Below are 25,651 nucleotides of genomic sequence, written 5' to 3' on the forward strand. Positions count from 1 at the left end.
CTTTGTGACGTTTATAGGAAAGGTACCTCCTGATACATATTCAGAAAAACGGGTGCAAAGAAGCCAGGTTCGGACCGTAGCGGCCCTTACCTGGCTTCTTTGAGGATAAAGATGGATGACCTGTCTTATATTGAAGAGACCAATTAAGATGAGATGCTAGAGCCGCCTGTTTTTTTCCGTGACTGCATTCTCAGATACACCTGAGAGAAAATAACCGATGCGAGTGCGACCACGGTCATGCCCCAGAAAATATTAGTGTACGCTGAGGACAGCGGCATGTTTTGCATCGCCGTTAATGCTACGCCAGTAACAGCAACGCTGAAGGCACCGCTGAAGAACTGACTAAGTTGGAACAGTCCCATGCCTGCGCCTACCTGATCCATGGTCAGATTGCCAGATAATTCATTGGATACGCTGGTTGTCAGGGAAGAGAAGCCTACGCTGAGCAGGACATACACGGCCATGATGGCGTAGATGCTATTATCTGCAAATAAGGCGAATAACCCGGCAGCTGCCAGTAGCAGCCATGGTGCAAATTTCAGTAACAAGGTATTGCCATGTCGATCAATCATTCGGCCGATTCGGTTGGAGAGCAGCATGGACACGACTGCACCTGGGAAGATAACAAGTCCGGACTGGGCAGGTGTCAGTCCATATAGATGTGCCAAAATCTGCGGTAACAGGAACAGTGTTGAAAAGTTATTGATATACGATACAATCCCTAGTGAGCTAAGCATCATATATTTTTTGTCTTTGAACAAAGCAGGTTGAACAAATGGGTCTGCCGCGCGTCGAATTCGGAGCCAGAACAGAAGCAGTGCCACAGCACCGATAACAAGTGTGAACCACTGACGGGAAGTCAGGAATAACAGCACACCGGTAGTACCAATGGCAAGAAGCACAGCACCCAGCAGGTCAAATGAACCCTTTTGCGGTGTTTCCCGCGGGAGCAATTTGAAGAATACAGGAATTAAGAATAACGTTAATCCCGTAACGATAAACAGATCATGCCATCCCAGAAACTGAGTAATACTTCCGCCAATGACGGGACCGAGTCCAAGACCCAGTGAACTGGCGGACATGATGACAGCCATCGATTTACCCCGGCGATCATTTGGAATGTACCGGGTAATCAGCACAATGGCAAGCCCCGGAACTGAAGCAGCACCTGCAGCCTGGATCAGACGAGCAATAAGCAAAATGATGAAGTGATCACTAAAGAATCCGAGCACGGATGCAGCACCAAGTAACGTAAGCCCGGTTGTGAACAGTGTGCGAATGGGGATGAAATCCGATAGACGTGAGAACGTAATCGATGAAATGGCAAATACAATGGAATATCCTGTAACGATCCATGAAGAAGCGACAGAGGTAAGCATAAATTCGGCTGCTATTTTGGGCAGGGCCAGATTAAACATCATTGTATTCATCACAACGAGTACAACGGTGAAGCCAAGCAAGCTTACGATTAGTCCTTCCTGTATTCCGGTCCGTTCCCCTGATGATGCGGTTGCGGTGTTGTTCATAAAAACCTCCTGGAGTGATGTGTATTTCGCAACATTTCAGAAACGGTGTGTAACATTTGCAAAATGTAGTATGATGTCAATCCCATGCCTGACAGCAGGGGGTACATAACGAAATCATTAAAGTTCGATTGGTATCGAACTTTAGAAATATATCATGAATCTGTGTTAAAATACAATGCATAGTCTGAAAAAAGGAGACTACAATATGAAAATTTTACATCATCCACAAGTAACGGATATTGAACTTTCCTCCGTATTGTATGCGTTAAGCGACCCGACCCGTCTTGGGATTGTTGCGGAAGCAGCGAGAAGTGGGGAGCAGCCGTGCAGTCATTTTCATGCACCTGTCGTGAAGTCAACGATGTCGCATCATATTCGGACCTTGCGGGAAGCCGGGGTTATTCGGGTCAGAGTGCAGGGCACACAGCATTTTCTCACCCTGCGATCCGATGATTTGGAAACACGCTTTCCGGGACTATTGCAACCATTGTTGCAGGCGGCAGCTCAGACGAATACAGATCCATCCTAAATGGTGTCCTTTCTTCTGGTCGAAGAGGGGACATTTCATATTATCGATCACCAAACACCGGAAGGCTGGATAGCCTATCCGGTGTTTTTTTTCATTTTATAATATGCGTAATCTGCGCTATATACGTATTCTCGCCTTTACAAGAAAAAAGTTACAAAATTTCGATTTTGGGGTAATCCAAATCCCCTCTTGTTCCGAATATTATATTAGATGGTCTTTTTTGGATGATGGATATTCAAGGAATACAGGGGGGCGGGAGTATGGTACATAATCCGGAAACCATTCAGGAATGTATCGAACATGCACGGCAAAGACTCTACCAGATTGCAAATCAATACTCGGAACTATGGCATCCGGAAGTTATTCGCCAATCCATGGTATTGGATGAGTTAATTAATGAATATAACAACGCAACTCGCGGGAGAACAATCGCGAATCAATTGAAATCATGAACTTATAGAATACTCTTATAGAATGAAGAAGAATCCCATGAAGGGATTCCGTGTGTTTGCCTTACTCTTTTACCGCCCCGAGCACAATCCCCTTTACGAAGAAGCGCTGCAAGAACGGATATACGAGCAGGATTGGCAGAGCGCCAATAAAGATCTGAGCTGCGTTCACCGTACGCTGGGACATGTTCTGAAGCTGTGTGGCATCCACGTTCATATTAGAGAAATCCTGCTGAACGATAATGGTCTGCATCAACGTGGCAAGTGGATATTTGGAAGCATCATTCATATAGATCAGCCCGTCGAACCAGGAATTCCATTGACCTACCATGGTGAATAAGGAGATCGTGGCAATGGCGGGCATGGATACAGGCAGATAGATTCTGAAGAGGGTCGTGATATGGTTGGCTCCATCGATGAAGGCGGCTTCTTCCAGCTCTTTAGGCACATTACGGAAAAAGTTCATCATGAGAATCAGGTTCCAGACAGCCACCGCTCCTGGCAGAATCAGAGCCCACATCGTATTGATCAGCCCCAGCTTCTGGATCAAAATATAGGACGGAATCAACCCCCCGCTGAACATCATCGTGAAGATGAAGAACCACGCATATAGTGAGCGCCCCTTGAAGTGCAGACTTTCTTTGGATAAAGGATAAGCGGTCAGGAAGACTAGCGTCATACTGAGCAGTGTGCCGAGAACGGTACGCTCTACTGAAATCCAGAGCGCACTGAGAAAGTTACTGTTTCCAAACGTTTTGGTATAGGCGTCCACCGTAAAATCTATCGGCCAGAGTGTCACCAGATTGGCGGAGGCTGCTGCTTTACCACTGAAGGAAACTGCCAGAATATGGACCAGCGGCAAGATACACAGAATAGAGACAGCTGCGATGAATAACAGGTTGAAGCCATTGAATATACGGTACCCGGTCGTTTTGTGATACACCTTGATTCCTCCTCCATGCATTATGCTAACCCATTAGAAAATACGATAATTGGCGATTTTGTACGCCATTCGGTACGCAGAGATGATTAGGAACATCGCGACAAATGATTTGAATAGTCCAACCGCAGTCGCAAAGCTCATCTTGCCATTCAGAATCCCCATCCGGTAGACAAACGTATCAATAATATCGCCTTTCTCATACACGAGCGGATTGTACAGGTTGAAGATCTGGTCAAATCCTGCATTCAGGATATTGCCCAGTGACAACGTACCAACCACAATGATCATTGGCACAAGAGAAGGCAGGGTAATGTGCAAGGTCTGTCTGAGTCGTGTTGCGCCGTCCACCTCTGAAGCCTCATACAATGCCGGATTAATGCCCGCCAGCGCTGCGAGAAACACAATCGTACCGAATCCAAATTCCTTCCATACGTCACTGACAACGACCGTGACACGGAACCAGTCGCCATCTCCGAGAAAGAAGATCGGTTCAATACCAGCCGCAGCCAGCACCTGATTTACGAGACCACCTTCCGGTGATAACATGTCGAGCAGAATGCCACCCAGAACGACCCAGGACAGGAAGTGGGGCAGATACACCAAGGTCTGTGAGAAGCGTTTGAACGTGGAGTTTCGAACTTCATTCAGCAAAATGGCAAACACCACCGGGGCCACGAGTCCGGCCACAATTTTCATCGAAGCAATCAGCACCGTGTTCCAGATGACCTGAACGCTGTCGGGATATTCGAACATGAAGCGGAAGTTGTCCCAACCCACCCATTTGGAACCGGTAAATCCCAGCCATGGTTTGAAATCCTGAAAAGCAATAATAATGCCGCCCATGGGCACATAGGCGAACAGTAAGGTGAGCAGTACGGCAGGCAGCAGCATCAGATGCAGCGGCCACGTGCGTTTGAGATTCCAGCGGGTACGTTTGCGTGGTTGATGTGGTTGTCGTGTCGCTTGCCGCACCGGCTTGCTGGTTGGTAGTGGTTGTTCCATAGCCATCAGGGTCCCTCCTTTATCTCGTCCAGCCCTGGCATAATGAGGCGAACAAGCCTTTGCACAGAGTGGAGCATCTGAATTATAGCAACGGAAATGAGCGGACTATAGAACAACATTTCAAGGCGGATGTTGAAATATTAACTATTTGACGGAAATGACAAAAAAGAGCATCCGACTCGAAAGTCCAATGCTCCTGTCCTCTGGGTAGCTTCTGCCACCTGCCTTTTGTCGCCTGTTGCTTATATGCTCGTTACGCTGAACGTCCCTATATTATCCCACAATCGAACCGTCATACTGCGGGTCAACCGTTCGAACGGCTGACTGCACCTCAGTGACGAGTCGCTCCCGCTCATCATAGAGTGGTTCTTCTTCTGCTTCAAAGTTAAACCGAATGGCCGTAACACTCCCCGGAGGTAAACTTAATTCCTGAAGCTGTAATTCGAATAGAAATGAAGCATCGAAGTCCATGCCATCCCGATCCCTATAGCAATACAAGGTGGATAAGTCGTCCTTTTCAATCTGCAAAATGCCTTGGTCCGTCAATTGCATCCAAGTGCCTCCTCACGAATGTTGATTCACTCCAGTATAAGGGGATTGGAAGTCATAGGAAAGTGAGAGAACATAAAATCAACTAGAAATGTAAGGGTTTTCAATATAGAATAGGACTTCGGTGTAGATGGACTTTGAACTCAGGGACAGGGTGAAACGATGAAATTCACAGTATTCGCAAAGACAATCATTCTCTTAATCTGCCTGCTGGTACCCATTCTGCTGCTATATACATACGCGAACCAGGCCAATGTGGACATGGTGGTGGAGGAGAAACAGCAGTCCAGTCTGAATCAGTTCAATTATTTCAGTTCCCAGGTGGATAAAAATATTGAGCAGCTCTCGCTGTATGGCCTGACATTGCTGCGAGATCCCAGTATCCTGCACTACCGTTACATGACGGATTCCACCAGCCAATATGAGAAAAACAGCATCTATCTGGATATTCTCGACAAATTATCGTTGTATCAGTCCACCAGCCGATGGAAGAACGATATTACGATCGTATTGCCGCAGGCTGAGCTCGTGTTATCCACCATGTCCAGCCGGACGGTCTACGATGAGAAGATGTTGTCATTTCCGCAACCTGGACAATGGCAGTTGGAGGAAGGGAATTTCACTTATTTTTTCACAGACAACTATGAGTGGAATGAAAAACCGGCGAGTACAAGCGTGCGAACGGTGATGGAGATTAATTTTGACCCCATGAATATGGTTGCCATGTTGGATGATTTTAAAGAGGCGCAAGGCGGAGACCCTTTCTTGCTGGTACCGGGCAACGAGCCGCTGCTGAATCGTACGGCAGATCACGAACTCGTTGAAGCCATTATGCGTGATATTTCTTTTGAGGGATCGGAGAGGGAGGGGAATCATCAGCTGGAGGTAAGTGGCAAACAGTATCTGGTCAGTTATGTACACTCCAAGCAACTGCAAGCCATATACGTCAATCCGGTGCTTCTGGATGATCTGCTGAATCCGATGGACAAGAGCCGGAATATGTTCATTACCTCCATCTTGTTGTTGCTCGTGCTGAGTATTGGGGCTGCGCTGCTATTGTACAGAAAGGTGCAGGTTCCAATCCATCGCTTGATGAGAGGTCTGCAGCAGATTCGCAAAGGCCAGTTGTCCACACGAATTCCGGTCGATCATTCCCGTGACGAATTCGCGTACTTGACCCAGAGCTTCAACCATATGGCGGAGCAGATTCAGGAGTTAATTGAGAAAGTATACGAGGAACGCATTCGCTCACGGGAAGCGACATTGAAGCATCTGCAATCCCAGATCAATCCGCATTTCCTGTACAATTGCCTGTTTTATATTAAAAATATGACCCAGCTCGGCAACCGTGAAGCGGTGATTGCCATGTCGCTAAGTCTGGGAGACTATTATCGCTACATTACGCGGGGTGAGAATGACATGACAACCGTGGAAGAAGAGATCCGGCTGCTGAACCATTATCTATCCATTCAACAGATGCGGACCAATCGGCTGACCTATGAGATTGCCGTACCGCAGCCTTTAATGCAGCTTCAGATTCCAAGGTTGCTTATTCAGCCCATTGTAGAGAATGCAGTCATCCATGGCATTGAGCCACTGGAGGGCAGCGGGCATGTCGTCGTAACGGGTATGGTGGTGGTACACGAGCATATTGGGGGCCGGAAATATACAAGATACAGCCTGTTTGTTGACAACGACGGTGTTACGCTGACAGCCGAACAGATTGCGGAATTGGAACGGGAGATCAATGAACCGATGGGCGAAGAGATTGGAACAGGCACGTGGAATGTGCACCAACGTCTCATGACGCGATATGGTCTGTCGTCCGGGCTTCATTTTGCAGCCATCCCCTATGGGGGACTTAGTGTGGAAATTCGATGGTTTGAGGAGGAACAACCGCATGATGAATCTAATGGTCGTGGATGATGAACATTCGGTAGTGGAGTCCATTGCCGCTTCCATACCGTGGAGAGAACACGGGATTGGTCAGGTGTTCAAAGCCTATTCGGTCAAAGAAGCTCTGGAACAGATGGCAGCACATCAAGTCCATATTATTATCACGGACATCCGTATGCCGGGCATGTCTGGTCTGGATCTGGTGAGTCATATTCGGCAAAAGTGGGAACAGACCAAATGTATTATTTTATCGGGGCATGCTTCCTTCGATTATGCAAAGCAGGCTCTAAAACACGGAACGGTCAGTTATCTGCTCAAACCGGTTCGGGATGAAGAGTTGATCGAATCCGTACAGCAAGCCGCTGTGCAGATTCGGCTGGAGGGTGAGAAACAATTGCTGCACCAGCGGGCCATGTATTCGGTAAGGGAACATCTGCCCGAGAAACGTGCGGAGCTGATGAAGGATGTGCTGTTAGGGCATAGATTCGCCGATGCTGGACTCGTGGGTAAGCTGGAGCAACTGGAGATTGGATTCCGTCCACAGGATAAAATGCAGCTGCTGCTCATCCGTTATGATGACCACCAACCCACACATAAGGCGTTTCGATTGATGAAGTATGCCATCTCGAACGTGGTGGAAGAAATCTACGGTAGTGCCTATCATCTCTGCCATACGGATGACACCTATGACGATCTGGTGTTCATGGCGAGTCCGAAACAGCCTCAGGCTGAACCTGAAATGCTGATGGGTCGGCTCGGAGAACGGCTGCTTCACAGTGTGAGGCAGTATCTGAATGCGACCATCTCCCTGTCCGTTAGTCGTATGGGTCGCTTTCCCGATCACGTGCCTCAGTTGTATCATCAGGCGGTGAGTGCGCTACGCAAGCAGGCTGAGGCGGGCAAAGGATTACATCTGAATGCGGCAGCAGGCTCCAGAGGAGCTTCGTTGAAGTCACTTGCGGCGCTCTATGAACCGCCCGGTCTGACAACGTTATTGGAAGCCGGGCGCATGGAGGATGCAAAGCGGAAGATGGATCAGATCTTTACCGAACTGTCGAACAGTGTGTTCCCTGAGCATGTGTATGTAGCTTTTCATTATCTGGCGGCTGCGTTCTCTTATATGGCACATCGGGAAGGAAGACAGTTAGCCGAAGTGCTTGGCGAGCAGTACCAGCAGTTGCTGAAGGATGGTTATGGCATCTCGCTGCGTAGCCTGGAAACATGGACCCGAAGTGTGATGCAGCAGTGGGTGGAGGGAACGAATGACTCGGGACAGGATGCCGGATCAACGCTGATCCGGCAGGTACAGCAATGGATCGACCATCATCTGGGCGAGGATCTGTCGTTACAGGTCATTGCCGGAGAGGTGCATCTGCACCCGGTATATCTGTCCAAAATGTACAAACAATCCACCGGTGAAGGTATTAGTGATTACATTATCCGTTCCCGAATGGAACGTGCGGTTCATTTGCTCAAGCATACAGCGATGAAGATCTATGAAGTGGGTCAGGAAGTGGGGTATCACAATACCCCTTATTTCATTCAGGTGTTTCGCAAACATTACGGACTCACCCCGCAAGATTTTCGGAACGGTTAACAAATCAATATGAACATTGAAATTGTGATATATGTTTGCCTCCCCGGCTGCACTATCCTTTTCATGTAAGGTGCATTTGGCATCAATCCATTTGGCACAAAAGGGTATCCAAGTTACCTGAGGAGGGGTTAGTTCATGTATAGAAAGATGATGACTGCGTTACTCGCATTAACGATGGTTGCTGTCACGGCTTGTAGTTCGGGGGCCACGGAAGAACCGGCGAAGGAAGCTGCTGCACCACTTGCCTTGCAAGACGGGAAGTATGAACCAGCCGTGCAGATGAGCTATTTGCGAGCCTGGAATGATGATACCAAGTTCAAGAACGGGGAAACGGCACAGAACAATGTGCATTCCAAATGGGCCAAGGAGAGACTCGGCATCGATCTGACCACCCCGTGGGCCGTTTCGGTGACGAATGATGCCTTTTACACGAAATTACGCTTGTCTCTGTCGGCGAACGAGGAACTGCCGGATATCGTCTCCATTCGGGGAGACTACAATCTGGTACGGGAGTTAATTGAATCGGGCAAGTTCGCCAATGCTGGCGAGTTGTTTGACAAGTATGCTTCAGAACCATGGAAAAAGGCCGCTGAATCAGCACCGGAGGAATGGTATCCGTACATGTATGAAGGTGATCGGTACGGCATTCCCATTTTCGATTATGCCTACAATGGTGACTCGGTGATGTTCATTCGGGAAGACTGGCTGAAGAAGTTGGGACTGGAAGAACCCAAAACCATGGATGAACTGGTTAACGTCATGGATGCCTTCACCAATAAGGACCCGGATAGGAATGGCAAGAAGGATACGTATGGTCTGACCGTGGGTATGAAGAATGCGCTCAATACCTGGATGACGGAATCGGGCTGGATCTTCGGCATGTACAACACGATGCCTGGACAGTGGAATGATGCCGGGGACGGAACACTGCAATATGGCTCCATCCAGCCTGGGGTGAAAGAAGGACTTGTGACGATGAAAGACTGGTTGTCCAAAGGTTATCTGCCCAAAGAAGCAGGTGTCTATGACGAGATCAAGGCAGCAGAACTGTTCACGGCTGGCAAAGCCGGAATCATCGTTGGACCGCACTGGATGCCGAACTGGCCGATTGATGATGTGAAGAAAAATGTGGATGGTGCCACGTACAAAGCAATTGCGCTGCCAACCGGTCCTACGGGTGAGAGCCACCAGCATGGATCAGGTGCGAGCAACGGGGTGATTCTGATTAATAAAGACATGGCGAACCCGGAGATTTTCTTCACGTATCAGAATTATCTGTTCGACAACTTTGCCAACCCGGAAGTGGGCAGCGAGTTCGAACATGGTTTTGCTCAAGGGTATGACTATGACATTGTGGACGGTAAAGTGGTTGGCGAAGCTGAAGTCAAGGATGGGGTATCCCCACTCAAATATACGATTACGTATGATGGTGCACGGATTCCAAACCTGATGATGGATACACTGGCGGAACTTGCGAAGGGCAAGGAGCCGGAGACCCCTTTTGAGAGAAATACGAAGATTGCGAACAAACCGGAAGTGTTTGCTGCCGCGGAAGTCGTCGTTGCGAACAAGGATAATGCGATCAAGAACAAGTTCACCGGAGCACCGACCGAGACGATGAAAATGAAGAAAGACGCGATCGATAAGCTGGAAAAGGACACGTTCAGCAAGATTATCTATGGTCAGGTGGGCATTGAGGAATTTGATGCTTTTGTCACGAAGTGGAAGTCCATGGGCGGCGATGATATTACGGCCGAAGTGAACGAATGGTATAAGACAGTCAATTAATAATTAAAAGCAGGGTAGAACGGATGAATTCATCCGTCTATCCTGCTTTTTTGCTATAACTTTGATGGAACAAATAGAGCCTTTGGAGTTATTACTAATAATCTATGGTACATGATCATCTATGATTCGCAGCGGACAAAGGTAACGTTTTTTCCTAAAATCACATTCTCCACCTTCCATCCGGCATTTAACCAAGATAGTGCCTGTGTATGATTCATGGAATTATTCACCCACCATTGTTCGCGATTATAGGCTGTCGGGGGTAACGTAAACCCGAGTATCTCCTCAAGCTCTGCGTATGTAAGGGTGATTGAAACTTGATTCAGATAGTTTTCCAAAGGGAAGTATTTACTGTAGCTCATTTATGCTGACCTCCTGAAAAGGAATAACATGATTATACAACGTGGGGATGATGATAGCGAGAGTTAGCGAACAACCGTACATAAGCCTTATTGTTCCGGTTGTACTTGAGAGAGTAAAATAATAGGTGATATACGAATGTTAATACGTTTATATAACATAGATGCTTGGGATTGTTCGGGATTCATAGGGTTCAAGTGTGGTTGGTAAACATTAGATGCATGGGAAGGCAGGAGATTAGATGAGTACACTTTATGACCAAGCGATGGAAGAGATGATTATGACGATCCATGAGTGGTTTGATGAACAGGAAAAGCGGGATGACTTGGAAAGTGTTACGAAGCGAACCACGCTGCAAATGGGCATCTTCAATGATATTTTGCTGGATTATAGACCTGGACGGACTACAGTAGACAGTGTGGATCTGGGGTTGGATGATGGATTGAAGTCGAAGCAGGCAGGGCTCTTTACCGAAGAGCAGGTGCGAACGGAGATCCAGCCGAAGCTGGTAGAGGTTGTACAGGTCAAATTAGACGAGCTGGCGAATACACCATTGATCGACTACCGCTTCACCTTTCGCGGGAAATTTCCGACGACCGAAGGGAAGCTGCAACTGACATTGCTGGATTATGTGAATGAAGAGAAAAGGCAGCAACTGCTTGAGCGCATTCATACATATATTGAGAAGAAACTGGAACACGGTACATACCCGACGAAGCCGTTGGAATCCTTCTTTGTAACTCGTCACTTGCTTGACCCGAAACTGTTCCCTGAGTTGGATGTAGCATGGACAATCAGGCAGTATGACCGAATTCAGGAGTTAAATAAAGGACGTCAGGACACCCTTGCGGAGCATCGTGGAGATATTATTCGCGCGGTGACAGCATGGGTGGAGAATCAATTTTTGCCCCAATATTATGAGGTGCAGTCTTCAGCGTACAGTGCCGCTGAATACACACTCAAGTCAGATGCAGTTATGGAGTCAGACGATAAGGCAGATTCAGTCCAGCACTCCAGCGAGAACAAGAGCGGGGAACGTGGGGCGCAACCTATGGATTTGCTATTATATGCAGCGGTCATGATTCTACGTTTTGAACCCAGTTACAGTAAGCCTAAAGGTCTGACTTTCCTGGAACTGGCGAAGCAGCTTGGCAGCAGTCGTGCATCACGTATGATGACGGAAGGTAGCGGCACGTATGCGAAGGAAGATATCCGTGTAAAAACGGAACAGGTGGAGTGCAAAGCGAATGATGTATTTGCTCTGATGACCATTCACATTCGCAAGGAAGAGGCGGGTGCCTATCAGCAGGCGCTTGCCTTTATAACTCATTTATTGAAGCAGGGCTTCCCCAAAAGTTATAAGATCAAGCTGAAATCTGGCGTAAAGCAGTATTTGCCGATCAAAGGACTCGCGAAATCGGACACTCACCGATTCTTTGCCAATGCGCTGGAGTACCCGGAGTTGCACCCGCTTCTTGAAGAATATGCGCGTGAAGCTATTCAAGAATTCGAGTTTTACGAGGATACGGAAGGAGAGAAGAACTGTATGCCAGGCAGTTATGCCACCTTTGGCCTGGGGCTTGCAGATGCGCGATATTTCCCGCTGGTTGAATATTACATGGGCAAAGTGGATGATGAGCATCAGTTAATTCAGGATAAATTCACCTCTGCATTTGCAGAAACGCATGGTGTAACAGCAAGCTCGATACCTGTGTTAGTTGCCAGCTTGCGACGTTCGACCGACAGTCTGAAGCTGAAGATTCAGCCCGAGCTGGAGAATGATGAAGTACTCGAACTGCTGATACAACAAATTCAGGGGCTCCCTGACTATGAAGTGGAGCGTATCCTTTACCCGATCTTCGGCAAGATGGAGAAGCTTGTGACGCTGGCTCGTAAGGCTTCGGGAAGACGTAAGGAGTTATTGCTGAAACTGTTGCAGGCCGCTGGAAAATAAAATGTAAACAAAACAAGTAAGATTTTACTGTGCCAGCCAGTAGAGCATTTTAGTGAATTGAAAGTGTATAAGGAAAGGTGGGGAGTTTATGGAAGTTTTGAATCGAGACGGGTGGCAGAGATTATCAGCTGAAGACAAAGAAGAGTGGATGCGTAAGATGGTTCGGGAGTTACCGGATGATATGCAGTATGAGGGTTTGGCATCGTTCGAACGATTCGGTCAGCGAATGGAGACAGGGGTGTTTACGCATGAGGGGGAGAGATTTGTATTTGTGCCTGGGGATCACGTCACGCTCGGCTGGGATCGTTGGCTGCATGGAATGAACAAAGAGACCTCAGCCGACCTGCATGAAACGGTCAGCGAATATGGAGTAGAAGATGTAGATTCGTTTCTGGCGAGTCAAATGTCACCTGTGAGAGAAGTGCAGATTGTTCCAATGCTCGTGGAATGTGAGACGATTTCACTGGGCTGGATTGAAGTATCCGAGGAGGAAGCATTTGCGCAAGAAAATCCTGATTTCTCGTCAACCCTGGAGCAGTTCAAGCAGTCGGAGATACGTGAATATGAATTGCATCAACACTTCCGCCTGATTCGTCAAGAAGAGGGTGAAGTCCGAATCCTGTGGTTCAATGAAGGGATAGAACTGGAGGACGTCGTGAGGGAGGAAGCAGCGGCGGGCTTTGGTTTGCTTACCGAAGATGAATGGGAGTATATCTATGGCGGCGGTTGTCGCACGTTATTTCCTTGGGGAGACAGCTTTGACTATACGATGAAATTGAAGCATTATGGAGCCCTGGAAGGCGCCGAAGAGAACGTGGATCAATTGGCCGAGCCGGACTCCTTGCTAGTTGAAGAGGAAGATCATCCATACGATCTGGAACTGCCGAATTTCTTCGGAGTACGGTTTGCCGGAGATCCCTACAAGTATGAGCTTACGCTGGATACTGCAGGGGACGTGATGCCCAAGGGCGGAGACGGTGGAAGTTTAATTTGTGGTGGTACGGGTCCACTGGTTGGTTTCTTGCCCGCTGCTGCGGTGTATTATCGGGACGGTAACGCCAGTGAACTGGACTGGGAGGAATTGATGGATACAATGTACTATCGCAGAGTTTTTCGTTTAACGGGAATGGCACTGCAGTCATGACGAAACGAATTGATCATGTATGTCTTTAATCATGAAGATATTTGAAGAAGTTATTTTTAAAGGGTATGCGGCCGAATAGGAAGAGGTCGTTGTAGCAGAGCTTGAGCATACGTAACACACACCAAATCAGCCCCAGCTCGGAGAGCGGGACCGAAATGATGTGTGTTTATTTTTATGTTTATTTCACTTTTTGTACGGCTACCGCCATTTGCTCCAGTTGAGTATGCGTCAATTGGTTATTTGGCGAGTTGATGGTTACATAACGATCATCCAGTTGGAACGTGAGCATATCCGTTTGATCCGGTGTGTACCATTTGGCTGATACGCCATTAGGCAATTTTACCGTTTTGCCATCATAGCTGAATGAATAGTCTCTAGGGGATACCGTGACATTCATGCGATTGAAAACAAAGTTTACGCCATCGCCGCCTGCACCTACGCTTTTGAACGTGTCACCAGCTACCATATGTTGTGGTGCATAAGCTGTTGTGAATCCATCAAATTTCGCAAATGCCTTGCGGATGTTAACCAGTTGTTGCTTGCTGTAGTTCACATCAGCGAATGCAGTTACCCCCTGATCGTTGTTACTCGTTGCCTTCTGAACAGATACAGCAACTTGTTGCAGCTGAGCTTGAGTCAGCTTGTAATCTGGCGAGCTAATAGTAACGTAACGATCATCCAACTGGAACGTGAGCATGCCTGTTTGATCCGGTGTGTACCATTTGGCGATCACCCCATTGGACAGTTTTACATCTTTGCTGGTGTAACCTTCTGAATAATCTCTTGGAGACACATCCACTTTCATATGATTGAAAATGTAGCTGACGCCATCCCCACCTGCACCTACGCTCTTGAACGTGTCACCTGCGATCATCTGTTGAGGTGCATAAGCTGTCTCGAACCCATCAAATTGGGCAAAGGCTTTCTGAATCGCTTCTTTTTGTGCTGCACTATACATTATATTCGTCAGAGCTGATGGATTGCTTGTCGCTTGGCCGATAATGATCTGTCCTTTTTTGCCGTCATAGGATACAGGTACATGGAGCGCATCGGCAAGTGCACGCACGGGCAGATAAGTAGAGTTGTTATACGTGATAGGCGCAAGTTTGTTACCATTTCCATCGGTTGGTGAGTATGCCGCACCATCGACATTGAAGCTGATCCCATGGTTAAGGTATGCCGAGATTTTCTCCAGCTGTGTTCCGGCGAATACGCCTGTTGCTCCTGTTAATGTCATGCCCAGTACCATCATTGTTGCTACAGATTTTTTCATGTTCTTTTTCATCATGTATCTCTCCTTCAATTGGGGGTTTGTTTTGTTTTATAAGCTCGCTGTCCCTTATGGCTTTATATTAAACCTGGAACATATCCAGAATAATTCTGAATTATCTCCAACTTGTAAACATGTGCATATGTGCGGGGAATTATTCGGGCAATGAAGTATACATGCAGGGAAAGTAATTTTAAGTAAGAAAAAACCACGTATCGCCCACAAATGCATTGTGGGTGCTACGTGGCTATTTCGCATTTATAAAGTAGGGAGATCGTTCCACCAAACCATTCAATATGTACAGTATATCCTTGGAGCTGATCAAAAATTTAGAATTCTCTCTAATAAGTTTGAGTGTGAATTCATTTCAGTTCACCAAATAAAGGATGAGGCCGCCCATACCGAAGACAATCGCTCCAACGTATACATACGTAAGTTTACTCAGGTTTTGCTTGGTTCTGCGATCATAATCGGGGTTACTGGTCTGATTGGCTTTGGAATTCCCGATGACCATCGTGGCAATTCCACCGAACAGGGCAATACCAATGATCAAAATATAGGGTAGTAATGTCATGAGTTGACCTCCTTATAATGAAATCAATCTGTCTATTCATTGTACTTCAGGATAACCTGGGATGTAAGCTTTTATTGATAAATAAAGGAAATTTAAGGACTTGTCTTACAATAGGTGCATGGCATTGAAGGGCACAGATCACTTTATATTTAATATTTTTATCTTTGCATAATCCTTGATGCGACGCACATTCACGGCTCTCCCAGGCGAGGGTTGCGAATTTATTTTGCCCACAGAGTGATCCAGATTGGAGAACCCTGCGTTACACCCTATGAAGACGACGACGAGGAAAGAAATGATACAAACAATATAACCGAGGAGTGAACACGTAATGAAAATGAAAATGAAGAAGTTTATCGCACCTGTACTTAGCTTGACACTGTTGATGCCGGGAATCGCAGGCGCTGCTTCCGCACCACAGACGCCAATGACAATGATGAAAGCATCGGTGAACACACCTGCGGCTGACCTTAGAGCGAACCTGGATCACCTGTTGTCCGAACACTTTGCACTTGCTGTAACAGCAATGGCCAAAGCGTATGACGGAGCAAAAGATGCAGACGCAGCTTACAAAGCACTCGACCAAAATGCACTGGATATGCAACCGGCAATTGCTTCTCTTTACGGTGATGCAGGTGCCAAAGAATTCGAACGCATCTTCCGCGCTCATAACAAATACACAGATGATCTGGTGAAAGCAACCAAAATGGGCAACCAGGCTGGCATCAAACAAGCTCAAGCAAACATCAACGGTTTCGTAGATGAATTCTCTACATTCCTGAGCACAGCAACCGAAGGCAAATTGCCAAAAGCAGCTGCCAAACAGGCGCTGAAAGTACATGAAGATCTCGTACAGAAAGTATTCGATGAATATGTAGCTGGAGATTATGCAGATGCTTACAAAGCTTACCGTGAAGGTTTCAAAGAAATGTTCGACGTAAGTAAAGCACTCTCCACAGCAATTACAACACAAATGCCTGAGAAATTCGAGAACACTAAAGCGGATACCAAGGCAGCTGATCTGAGATCTGCACTGAACCACCTGGCTTCCGAGCACTTTGCGCTCTCGGCTCTGCAGATGCAAGAAGAGTTCGATGGACGTACAGCGGCTTCCAATGCACTGGTTACAGCTGAAGCTGGAAACACAACTGACTTCAAAGCAGCGATTGCTTCCATTTACGGCAATGATGGTGCCAATGCATTCGAGAAAATTTGGGTAACTAACCACGTTAATGCTCAAAGCGATTATGTCAAAGCTGTTAAAAATAACGATGCTACGGCTCGTGCAGCTGTACAGAAGCGTATTGACGGATTCACAACCGAGTTCGCCACATTCCTGGATTCTGCAACAGCAGGCAACCTGCCTAAAGCAGCAGGACAACAAGCGCTGACTACACACGAGAACCAAGTGCAGAAAGTCCTCGACCGATATGCTGCAGGTAACTATGATGCTTCTTACACAACGAACCGTGAAGGCTTCAAAGTGATGTTCGGTGTAGGTCAAGCCCTGGGTAATGCGATCGTGACTCAATTCAACGACAAATTCCAAGAGTCAATGACACCTGCACCAGCACCAGAAATGACAACGGTGTGGATGCAATTGAACAGCAAGATGCTGAAAATTAACGACAAAACAACCAACATGGATACAACACCAATGCTTTGGAAGAACACAACATACATTCCACTGCGTTTCCTGAGTGAAGGTATTGGTGCAACGGTGAAATGGGACAAAAAAGCACAACAAGTAACGGTAATGGCTGGCGATGATACGCTTGAATTCTGGGTAAACAACAACGTTATGGAAGTGAATGGCGTGAAGAAAAACGTGGGTGCAACTGTATTTGTAAACAAAGATGGACGTACGCAAGTACCCCTGCGTTTCATTGCTGAACTTCTGAACTGGGACGTGAAATGGGCACAAAAAGATGGTTCCATTACGCTGACTAAATCCATGTAATACAACGTTTTTCATATGAATCAAGCAAAAGAGCTGCCCCATACGGCAGCTTTTTTGTATTCACCCCAAAGTTCCAAATATTTGGTATAATCATCGAGTAATGACCTACATAACAGCTTGAATAGCCGATGCAGCCTAGAATGAGGTATGATAATTCGGTATAAGCCAAATGAAGAGGGGGACAGAGGAATGAGTACATCATCAGAATCGGAGCGTCCGGCGAGAAGTGTGGATACCCGGTTATTTGTTGCTTGGGCCGTTTCCGTTATTGCAACAGGGGGAAGTCTCTATTTCAGTGAGATCCAGGGATATCTTCCATGTGATCTGTGCTGGTACCAGCGCATATTCATGTATCCACTAACGATCTTGCTGGGCATTGCGTACTTTAAGGATGACGTGGGCATCACGAAATATGTACTTCCGCTTAGCTTTATCGGTGGAGGCATTTCGTTATATCATGTAACGATTCAGCGTATTTTTTCGGCTACAGGCAATGCTGTGGCTTGTGGCAAGGTTCCATGTTACACAGACTATCTGAACTGGTTTGGATTCATCACCATTCCGCTGATGGCACTCATTGCATTTATAATCATCATCGTGATGCTATGGGGTATTGGTAAAACACCAAAATCTTCTTGATATGAAAGGACAGATGGTTGATGAGCGGACAAGCCCGTTGGTTCATGCCCTTCATTGTTCTGATCTTCCTGACCGTGGGTTGCTCTTATGAGGAACAATCTCAGTCTGGTGAGATGCCAGAGATGATCAAAGTACAGCTCATGATTCCGGACAAAGCGTCCATTAAGGAAAATGTCTCCCTGCGCATCAAACTGACACAAGGAGATCAGCCAGTGAATGATGCGGATGATGTACAGTTTCAGGTATGGAACGAGCAGGATGAACCGGAAGCCCCTTCATTGGAACAAGGAATGATGAGTGCCGAAGAACTTGAGGCTCGGGGAGCGACCACTGCCAAATCGGTAGGCGATGGAATGTATGAAGTCGTTTATACGTTTCAGAAACCTGGGGTGTATGTCATTCAGGCGCATGTGACTTCAGGGGCTATGCATACGATGCCGCGAACGAAGGTAACCGTAGAGTAGTCTTCTATGAACCGATATGAACACCCAATTAGGAGACATCACCCGGTGAGTATAAAGTACAAGCCCAAGCCGACTGTATGGCATGGATTACCGGGTGTTGAATATGTCTAATTTCATCTGTTCATTGTCTTACTATTCAGCCTTGACCTTGAAGTATACTTCAAGGTTTATTCTTGATTTATCAAGAATATTGGAGGTTAAATGATGAGAATTTTGGAATGGATTTTGGTATTGGTGACGGTTATTGGCGCAGTGGTCATGTTGGTGGCTCCCAAGCGTCGGGTAGTGGGGGGCATTACGTTGTTGGCACTGGTGCTTGCTATCCTTGTGCATGGGGTAATTGATCATTTTCGCGTACAGATGCTGCCTACCTATCTCGTGTCTCTTGTTTTAATGATTGTATTTGCCGTTCAACTGTGGAATTCCGGGCGCAATATTCAGAATACACAGAAACGGAAACATCGATCGTGGTTCAAAATCATTTTGACATCCATTCTGGTGCTGGCTCTCAGTGCAGGTACAATTGTGCTGACGTCGCTTTTCCCTGCATTCATGATGCCCGAATCGACTGGTTCATTCGCCATAGGAACCTTTTCGCAGCAGATAACGGATGATTCCCGGGAAGAGACCAAATCGGCTGAAGTGGGAGATAAGCGGGAACTCATGATCAATGTCTGGTATCCTGTAGATCAGGAAACAGCCAAAGGATTGCCGCTAGAGCACTATCCTGCCGAATTGGGAGAGGCGATCAGCCTGGTATTTGGTATTCCACCAGTGGTATTCAGTTACCTTGACACGATTCCGACGCATGTTGTTAAAGGTGCCGAGGTATCTGCCGCACAGAGCAAGTATCCTGTATTACTGTTTTCACCAGGGATACGTTCTACTCGCTTTCAAAGTATGACCGCGATTGAGGAACTTGTGAGCCACGGCTACATTGTTGTTGGCATCGATCATCCGTATACATCGGCGCAAGTGACATTCCCGGATGGACATGCGGTTTCGTATGAGCCAGACCCGGACTTTCCAACCACAGATGAACTCTATCAATATAATATCAAAGGTATAGGTATTCGTGCAGCGGATGCAAGCTTTGTATTGGACACTCTCACGCAGTGGAACTCACATGATCCGAATCAATTGCTCGAAGGCAAGCTTGATCTGAATGCTGTCGGTATCTTTGGTCACTCCTACGGGGGTGCAACCACGGCGGAAGCGCTGGCTCAGGATGAACGTTTCAAAGCAGGACTTAATTTGGAAGGCGGATTCTGGGGTAAAGTATCCACGACAGCCTTGAAACAGCCGTTTATGTATATCATGTCGGGTGGGACAGCCAAAAGTCTGGACCCGGACGCCACTGCCAAGGATAAAGTATTTTATCCCGAGTTTGAGCCTGATTTGGATCGGGTGATGACAAGCAGTCTCAATGACACCTATTATCTGACCGTGGAGAATTTCTTCCATCAAAGCTTTACGGATATTTCGTTGATTTCACCAAAAATGTTTGCCAGAGGCATGACGCCAGAACATAATGTGGATATCACGAGATCATATACACTGGCATTCTTTGATCGTTACCTCAAAGGAGAAGAGCAGCCATTGTTACAGGGCCCTTCATCTCAATTTCCTGAGGCTACTTATGACAGTAAGTACACTAAGCAACGTCACCAAAAGGCGGATTAACCCCGCAGAAGGATGGAGGGTATCTATCGATGGAAACCATGACAAGAGGAGAGCTAGCGAAGCGCACCGGCGTAAGTATGGCGACCCTTCGTTATTATGAGGACAGTGGGATTCTGCCTGCTCCCCGTCGGTCATCCAATGGATACCGGGTGTACACTGAGGATTATCTGGTGAAAATTAAATTCATTAAGGATGCCCAGTCGCTGGGTTACTCCTTAAAGGAAATACAAGAGACCCTCCAACTGCTAAGCCAGGAGGACATGGAGAGTGATACGTTAAAGACACTCGTCCGTGACCGCATTAAGGAGATTCAGGAGCATATCGATAACTTGGAACAGATGCAGATCCATCTGGCCAGATTGCTCAAGACGCCAGAAGACGATATCCACAACTATATTCAGTCGTTCAGGGTGAAAAAGAAAGAGCCGTATGAGATTAACCCGTAAAATCAGTTGAATAGGGAAAGAGTCTCAGAGCCGTTATCACGGCTCTTTTCCTGTTTAAGAGAAAACAGGCGTCGACTATCGAACAGGGAAAAGGAAGTTTAAAACGAATACATAGTATAGTTTGCCAAAACAGAGTGGTTAACATGATTTCAATATTCCAACAATGAAATTCACACCAAAAAAGGAGTAACATTTTCTATGAGGGATTTACAACGTTTTGTATCCGATTACACTAAAGGAAAGAAACATCTGCATCTTGAGATTGGCATGATTACGAAGGGCGATAGCGAATATCATTCATTCGGCAATCCCCAAAAAAAGAGTACGGTTCCTCCTGAACACAGATTGTTCGAAATCGGCTCTGTAACCAAGCTTTTTACATCTATCCTTCTATTAGAAATGGAACGCCAACAGCTGCTTTCCACGGATGACACGGTTGGCAAGTACATACACAATGGTAAAAACGATTATTTGAATAAGGTTACCTTGAAAAGTCTTGCTACGCATACCTCTGGATTACCCAGACTTGCCACCAACCTGTCCTCGAAAAATCGATACAATCCATTTTCAACGTATACGGAGGAAGATTTACTTGCTTTTTTATCCGATGCTGACTTTACGGATCAGATGGGTACATATGAGTATTCCAATACCGGCATGGGGTTACTGGGCCACATCCTATGTAAAGTATCAGGCAGTACATATGACGATTTGGTAAAAAAATATATCACAGGTCCATTAGATATGACGGAGACAGCTGCTACGCTGAATGCAGAACAGAATGGCAGATTTGTGAATGGACATACGTCAACGGGGAAAAAAATGCCTCACTGGGATACGAGCGTACATGAAGGGCAGGGGCGATTAAGTCATCTCTTCACGATATGTGTTTATTTGTGCAGGCCAATCTCAATGAAGATCATCCTCTAGCCTCTGCCATACAACAAAGTCACATACCTGTCATGATTGGAGATTCAACTCATCATTACACCTGGTTTAGTGATAATATCTCAGATCAAAATATTCTCTGGCATAACGGTAGCACATTTGGTTTCAGTAGTTATCTGGCTTTAAATAAGGAACAGAGTATAGGTGTTGTATTATTATCCAATTATTGTTTTGGATCAGCCTCCATGGTGGATGAGTATCTGGATGCGATATTCAAGTTTATAACTAAAAAAGATCTATATCCACTCATGCCGCTGGACCCTGTGGGTAATAAAATACTGGAAGCAATGATGCAGAGATAAACGCAGAAAAGACACCTCCAAAGTGAACTCCCGAAGTGTATCCTCGGGCGCTCTCTTCTGAAGGTGTCTTTTATTTCTATTTTAATGATCTCAATCATGCCATGCCTGCTTCACGCAGGAAATGGTGCACAATCTCCGTCTGATATTGGATACGGGTTGCGCGCTTCAGACTCCAGCACGTCTCAACCGTAACGGAACGGGCTTGCAATAGTCTGGAAGCTGCTGTGCGAGCAGATCCCGGCAATTCATGCTGCTTGAGGTTAAAATGACGATCACGAATGGCAATGGATCGATTCATCCGCTGAATCACTCTCCGGCAGACCGGAAGGGTGCGACTGCCGGGATTAGTAATCAGCGTCTGCCCAAGTACTCGCGAACTAAGCTGTGACAGCCCGTTGGCTTCATGCAGATCGAGCCACCAGCCCGCCTGATGTTCGCGCGCCAGTTGAAAAACTGCTGCAGCCAAAGGATGCTTGGCCTTGCCTGACCTACGACGTGGGAACATACGGTTCAGATCCGGCTTTCCCCTGACTTTCTTACCGTAGGCTTTCTGATTCACGCGTGGCACGATAATCAGCAACCCTCGCTGAATGAAGCGGCGACCCGTAGCGCAGTCATCTGCGAGTTTTTGTGCAGCGGCCATGCTCGCCGTTTCGTTCCCGTGAACCCCGGATGTAATGAACATCACCGGTCCGGGCATCATGCCGCGCACGATGTAATAGGGAGTGGCGTGTGCGCTGGATGCTGCCAGTACATGTTTGGTCACAAGCATGACGCTTCACCTCCGCTATTACAGTACGCCATGTCCCTCTTTCCTGTAACGGCATTCGAACAGCCTCGCATCCAATTCCATTACAAAATAGGCCAATCAGTACACTCGGTGGATGATATCTTCGAAATCCGGTTCTTTCATCTCCACATCTTCAATCTCTCCCCACTGCTCCATCTGTTTCAGAATGTCCATTGTACTCCATTCCTTCCGATTAACTTCGACGGTAACAACCTGGTTCTCCACGCCTGTAACATGAATCGCTGAGGGTAAGGAATCTGGCAACTGAAAGGACTCTCGGAAGGTTACCCGAATCAACGTAGGCAGTCCGATGGTTTCCCTAAGGGTGGAGATCGTGCCGTCATACGTCAGCTGACCGTGGTTAATTACCATGACTCGGCTGCATAACTGCTCAATATCGTCCATGTCATGGGTGGTTAACAGAATCGTTTTGCCGAACTCTTCATTTAATGTACGCAGGAATTGTCGTATGTTTCGTTTGGCGTTCACATCCAGTCCAATCGTCGGTTCATCGAGAAAAAGCAGTTCCGGGTCATGCAGCATGGAAGCTGCGAGATCCGCTCGCATGCGTTGTCCAAGCGAGAGCTTGCGGACAGGTGTAGCCCAGAAGGATTCAAGGTCCAGCAGTTCGGCGAATTGGGCCAGCCGTTTCTTTTTATCCTCGGCACGGACCCCATACATCTCGGCCAGAATATCATATGAATCTTTCACGGGCAGATCCCACCAGAGCTGGCTGCGCTGTCCAAACACGACACCAAGTCGGCCAACCGTTCTGCGTCTGTCCTGATGCGGGTTCTTGCCGTCAAGCAGTACCTCACCCGAGGTTGGGTGTAGGATACCTGTTAGCATTTTGATCGTGGTAGACTTGCCAGCGCCGTTCGGACCGATATATCCTACAAACTCACCTTGGCCTATATCAAAACTGATGTCGCGTACCGCTTCCTTGGATACATACTCGCGTGAAAATAATGTGCGCAGTCCTGAGAATCGTCCTTCGCGAATAACAGGGGTCTTGAATTCCTTATGCAGATGTTGTGCAGTAATCATGGACATGAGTCGTTTCGCCTCCTTAGCTACCTGTACTTTGATATTTGGTCAAGCCGAACGTCCAGAAACGCAGGCTTGCCGCCAAGCTCAGTGCGGCAACAGCCGCAACGGTCACAAGAACCCACGCTCCGCCTTCACCCCGCAGCAGATAGAGTGACGGGATGTAATTGACGAATCCCACCGGGATGACCGTCAGCAGAATGCCAGACATCCATTTGGGATATAACGTAAGCGGATATTGGGCGGCTGTTCGGGCTGCATCTTCAGTAATGGTCTGTAATTCCTCTATGCGTGTGGTCCAGAATCCGAGTGTCGCCGTAGCGAGTCCGATGGAAAAGAGAATGACTGCTCCGGTCAGGATAATGAGCAGAGAGAAGGGAATGGCTATCCAGCCAATCTGTCCGCTGTGCATCATGCCTGACAGAGACCAGCAGAGAATGAATCCACCTTGCAGAACTTCCCCAGCCATAATGCGAAAGTTCTGCGGCAGCAGTGCCAGCAATACGGGCATGGGGCGTGTTAACAGTTGGTCCAGTTCACCATTGACCAGATACTTCTCCAGATGGTGCACCTCGTTGCCGAACGTGCGGTATAGAGTTTTGGATAACGTCATGATGGCGAAGAGATAACCGATCTCATGCAGGGACCAGCCTTTGATCGCTCCGAATTGGTGCAGCACCAGGGCAACCATCAGAAATTCGGAAATTTGAATTAATGCGGCGAGTACGGACGCCATCATGAAATTGAACTTGTATTGCATCCGGCTGCGGATGCTTGTTGTAATGAGCATTTTATATAAATTGAACCAGGAAGTTTGCTTCATCCGCCCTGCACCTCCACTTTACGACGTAATACCTGGGTGATCGCAAGACAGATCAACGTCATGAAGACGCACCAAAGCAAGGTCCCCCATAGGAAGGAGCCATCTTCGAAACCAAGGTAGATTCGGGTAGGTACATAGAGCAGGAAGGGGTAGGGTGATAGCCAGGCAAGTTGTTCAAGCCAGTCCGGCAGCCATTCCAGCGGAATGAAGAAACCAGCCAGCAGATTCATCATCGCGTGGTTGCCCCAGTGAAGCCAGGAAGACTCCGTGGTCCACATCGACGTGGCACCAATGATGTAGTTCATGCAGATGGACAAGTATGCGGCGCCGGCAAGACCAAGTGTGGCATAGAGTAGGGTTGAAACGTCTGAGGGCCAATCCAGGGAAAAAACAAGGGAAAAGAGCAGGTAGATGGGAATGCTTTTGTACACGAACTGGTAGGCGATCTGCCCCCATTCACGTGCCATCAGGTGGGTGAACAGATGAACAGGTCTCATGAGATCCAGCGCGATCTGCCCTGTCCTGACGGTCAAGGGAATACCCAGTCCGTTGGTGAGAAAGCCCGAGATCCAGAGAGAGGACTGCGTGAACGCAATGTAACTGATCATCCCCTGTGTCCCGTATTCCCCAAGTGTGTGGTCGGCCCCGATGCTGATCCAGAGACAGGCGTACATGTAACCGAACATGGCGCTTGCCAGGTTATGTACCATGTGTGCCCCGCGGTATTGCAGATTCCGGGAATAGGCTTTGGAAGCCAGGGTGAAATAAAGCATGTGACACCTCCGATAAGTGGATTGAACGGCGTTTTCCGTTCACTTCAGTCAAGGCGAAAAAGAGAGAAGGACAACAGCATACCAATTTATTCCTTCACAGGCAAGACAATTTTTTAGCGAAAAATGGAATTAATAGGGTTGTTCATGATTGCGCCACAAGACAACCGTCTGTCCGTTCATTTATAATTGAGTGGT

Annotated in this window: 25 protein-coding genes; 14 read left to right on the plus strand and 11 right to left on the minus strand. The window is 47.3% G+C overall.

Annotated elements, in window-relative coordinates; genetic code table 11:
• Positions 1-143: 143 nt before the first annotated feature.
• A complete protein-coding gene (locus C0Q44_RS09575; protein ID WP_105407024.1) occupies positions 144-1,526 on the minus strand; it encodes an MFS transporter in 1,383 nt (460 codons plus the stop codon).
• 205 nt (positions 1,527-1,731) lie between these two features.
• On the opposite strand from C0Q44_RS09575, the gene C0Q44_RS09580 reads away from it, so the two are divergent.
• Positions 1,732-2,055, plus strand: coding sequence for an ArsR/SmtB family transcription factor (locus C0Q44_RS09580; RefSeq protein ID WP_105407025.1), 324 nt, complete (start codon positions 1,732-1,734; stop codon positions 2,053-2,055).
• A 260-nt stretch (positions 2,056-2,315) separates the two neighbouring features.
• A complete protein-coding gene (locus C0Q44_RS09585) occupies positions 2,316-2,507 on the plus strand; it encodes an aspartyl-phosphate phosphatase Spo0E family protein (RefSeq protein ID WP_105407026.1) in 192 nt (63 codons plus the stop codon).
• Positions 2,508-2,568: 61 nt separating this feature from the next.
• Here C0Q44_RS09585 and C0Q44_RS09590 read toward each other — a convergent pair whose 3' ends face one another.
• From C0Q44_RS09590 to C0Q44_RS09600, 3 genes are all read right to left on the minus strand, one after another.
• Positions 2,569-3,447: a carbohydrate ABC transporter permease gene (locus C0Q44_RS09590; RefSeq protein WP_105407027.1), complete on the minus strand. Its 879-nt coding sequence runs from the start codon at positions 3,445-3,447 to the stop codon at positions 2,569-2,571.
• A gap of 33 nt (positions 3,448-3,480) precedes the next feature.
• Positions 3,481-4,455: an ABC transporter permease gene (locus tag C0Q44_RS09595; protein WP_105407028.1), complete on the minus strand. Its 975-nt coding sequence runs from the start codon at positions 4,453-4,455 to the stop codon at positions 3,481-3,483.
• A 267-nt stretch (positions 4,456-4,722) separates the two neighbouring features.
• A complete protein-coding gene (locus C0Q44_RS09600) occupies positions 4,723-5,001 on the minus strand; it encodes a hypothetical protein (RefSeq protein WP_105407029.1) in 279 nt (92 codons plus the stop codon).
• Between the two features lie 159 nt (positions 5,002-5,160).
• Between C0Q44_RS09600 and C0Q44_RS09605 the strand changes: the two genes are divergently transcribed.
• The 3 genes from C0Q44_RS09605 to C0Q44_RS09620 all read left to right on the plus strand — a co-directional run bounded on the left by C0Q44_RS09605 (position 5,161) and on the right by C0Q44_RS09620 (position 10,279).
• Entirely contained in the window at positions 5,161-6,924 is a 1,764-nt protein-coding gene (locus C0Q44_RS09605; RefSeq protein WP_105407030.1) for a sensor histidine kinase, read from the plus strand.
• Positions 6,899-8,491, plus strand: a complete 1,593-nt coding sequence (locus C0Q44_RS09615; protein ID WP_181150911.1) for a response regulator transcription factor — start codon at positions 6,899-6,901, stop codon at positions 8,489-8,491. The genes C0Q44_RS09605 and C0Q44_RS09615 overlap by 26 nt, the downstream gene beginning before the upstream one ends.
• A gap of 135 nt (positions 8,492-8,626) precedes the next feature.
• Positions 8,627-10,279 (plus strand): extracellular solute-binding protein, encoded by a 1,653-nt coding sequence (locus C0Q44_RS09620; RefSeq protein ID WP_105407031.1) that lies wholly within the window; start codon positions 8,627-8,629, stop codon positions 10,277-10,279.
• 119 nt (positions 10,280-10,398) lie between these two features.
• Here C0Q44_RS09620 and C0Q44_RS09625 read toward each other — a convergent pair whose 3' ends face one another.
• A complete protein-coding gene (locus tag C0Q44_RS09625; protein ID WP_105407032.1) occupies positions 10,399-10,641 on the minus strand; it encodes a DUF7662 domain-containing protein in 243 nt (80 codons plus the stop codon).
• Between the two features lie 239 nt (positions 10,642-10,880).
• Between C0Q44_RS09625 and C0Q44_RS09630 the strand changes: the two genes are divergently transcribed.
• The gene (locus C0Q44_RS09630) at positions 10,881-12,593 is read left to right on the plus strand and encodes a DUF6138 family protein (RefSeq protein ID WP_105407033.1); all 1,713 of its coding nucleotides are present in this window, start codon (positions 10,881-10,883) and stop codon (positions 12,591-12,593) included.
• 88 nt (positions 12,594-12,681) lie between these two features.
• Positions 12,682-13,737 carry a hypothetical protein gene (locus tag C0Q44_RS09635; protein WP_105407034.1) on the plus strand — a complete coding sequence of 352 codons (1,056 nt, stop codon included), beginning with the start codon at positions 12,682-12,684 and terminating at the stop codon, positions 13,735-13,737.
• A 178-nt stretch (positions 13,738-13,915) separates the two neighbouring features.
• Here the strand turns inward: C0Q44_RS09635 and C0Q44_RS09640 are convergent, their stop codons facing one another.
• Together C0Q44_RS09640 and C0Q44_RS09645 are read right to left on the minus strand one after the other, a co-directional pair.
• Positions 13,916-15,025 carry a copper amine oxidase N-terminal domain-containing protein gene (locus tag C0Q44_RS09640; RefSeq protein WP_258166226.1) on the minus strand — a complete coding sequence of 370 codons (1,110 nt, stop codon included), beginning with the start codon at positions 15,023-15,025 and terminating at the stop codon, positions 13,916-13,918.
• A gap of 349 nt (positions 15,026-15,374) precedes the next feature.
• Complete coding sequence (locus tag C0Q44_RS09645; protein WP_105407036.1) at positions 15,375-15,581, minus strand: hypothetical protein; 207 nt, start codon at positions 15,579-15,581, stop codon at positions 15,375-15,377.
• A gap of 337 nt (positions 15,582-15,918) precedes the next feature.
• Between C0Q44_RS09645 and C0Q44_RS09650 the strand changes: the two genes are divergently transcribed.
• The 7 genes from C0Q44_RS09650 (at position 15,919) to C0Q44_RS09680 (ending at position 22,023) form a co-directional block, all read left to right on the plus strand.
• On the plus strand, positions 15,919-17,541 hold the full coding sequence (locus C0Q44_RS09650) for a copper amine oxidase N-terminal domain-containing protein (RefSeq protein ID WP_105407665.1): 1,623 nt from the start codon (positions 15,919-15,921) through the stop codon (positions 17,539-17,541).
• A 189-nt stretch (positions 17,542-17,730) separates the two neighbouring features.
• Positions 17,731-18,180 (plus strand): disulfide oxidoreductase, encoded by a 450-nt coding sequence (locus tag C0Q44_RS09655; RefSeq protein WP_105407037.1) that lies wholly within the window; start codon positions 17,731-17,733, stop codon positions 18,178-18,180.
• Between the two features lie 20 nt (positions 18,181-18,200).
• Entirely contained in the window at positions 18,201-18,644 is a 444-nt protein-coding gene (locus C0Q44_RS09660) for a FixH family protein (RefSeq protein WP_105407038.1), read from the plus strand.
• 204 nt (positions 18,645-18,848) lie between these two features.
• Positions 18,849-20,327: an alpha/beta hydrolase family protein gene (locus C0Q44_RS09665; protein WP_105407039.1), complete on the plus strand. Its 1,479-nt coding sequence runs from the start codon at positions 18,849-18,851 to the stop codon at positions 20,325-20,327.
• 29 nt (positions 20,328-20,356) lie between these two features.
• Positions 20,357-20,773 carry a MerR family transcriptional regulator gene (locus C0Q44_RS09670; RefSeq protein WP_105407040.1) on the plus strand — a complete coding sequence of 139 codons (417 nt, stop codon included), beginning with the start codon at positions 20,357-20,359 and terminating at the stop codon, positions 20,771-20,773.
• Between the two features lie 198 nt (positions 20,774-20,971).
• The gene (locus C0Q44_RS09675; RefSeq protein ID WP_105407041.1) at positions 20,972-21,703 is read left to right on the plus strand and encodes a serine hydrolase domain-containing protein; all 732 of its coding nucleotides are present in this window, start codon (positions 20,972-20,974) and stop codon (positions 21,701-21,703) included.
• On the plus strand, positions 21,670-22,023 hold the full coding sequence (locus C0Q44_RS09680; RefSeq protein WP_105407042.1) for a serine hydrolase domain-containing protein: 354 nt from the start codon (positions 21,670-21,672) through the stop codon (positions 22,021-22,023). The genes C0Q44_RS09675 and C0Q44_RS09680 overlap by 34 nt, the downstream gene beginning before the upstream one ends.
• 94 nt (positions 22,024-22,117) lie before the next feature.
• On the opposite strand, the gene C0Q44_RS09685 is transcribed toward C0Q44_RS09680, so the two are convergent.
• The 4 genes from C0Q44_RS09685 to C0Q44_RS09700 all read right to left on the minus strand — a co-directional run bounded on the left by C0Q44_RS09685 (position 22,118) and on the right by C0Q44_RS09700 (position 25,456).
• Entirely contained in the window at positions 22,118-22,795 is a 678-nt protein-coding gene (locus tag C0Q44_RS09685; RefSeq protein ID WP_105407043.1) for a M14 family metallopeptidase, read from the minus strand.
• A gap of 96 nt (positions 22,796-22,891) precedes the next feature.
• Entirely contained in the window at positions 22,892-23,860 is a 969-nt protein-coding gene (locus C0Q44_RS09690) for an ABC transporter ATP-binding protein (RefSeq protein ID WP_105407666.1), read from the minus strand.
• 22 nt (positions 23,861-23,882) lie between these two features.
• Complete coding sequence (locus tag C0Q44_RS09695) at positions 23,883-24,683, minus strand: ABC transporter permease (RefSeq protein ID WP_105407044.1); 801 nt, start codon at positions 24,681-24,683, stop codon at positions 23,883-23,885.
• Positions 24,680-25,456 carry an ABC transporter permease gene (locus C0Q44_RS09700; protein WP_105407045.1) on the minus strand — a complete coding sequence of 259 codons (777 nt, stop codon included), beginning with the start codon at positions 25,454-25,456 and terminating at the stop codon, positions 24,680-24,682. Before C0Q44_RS09700 ends, C0Q44_RS09695 begins: the two co-directional genes overlap by 4 nt.
• Positions 25,457-25,651: the final 195 nt, after the last annotated feature.

The sequence above is a fragment of the Paenibacillus sp. PCH8 genome (assembly GCF_002968835.1).
Classification (GTDB): domain Bacteria; phylum Bacillota; class Bacilli; order Paenibacillales; family Paenibacillaceae; genus Paenibacillus.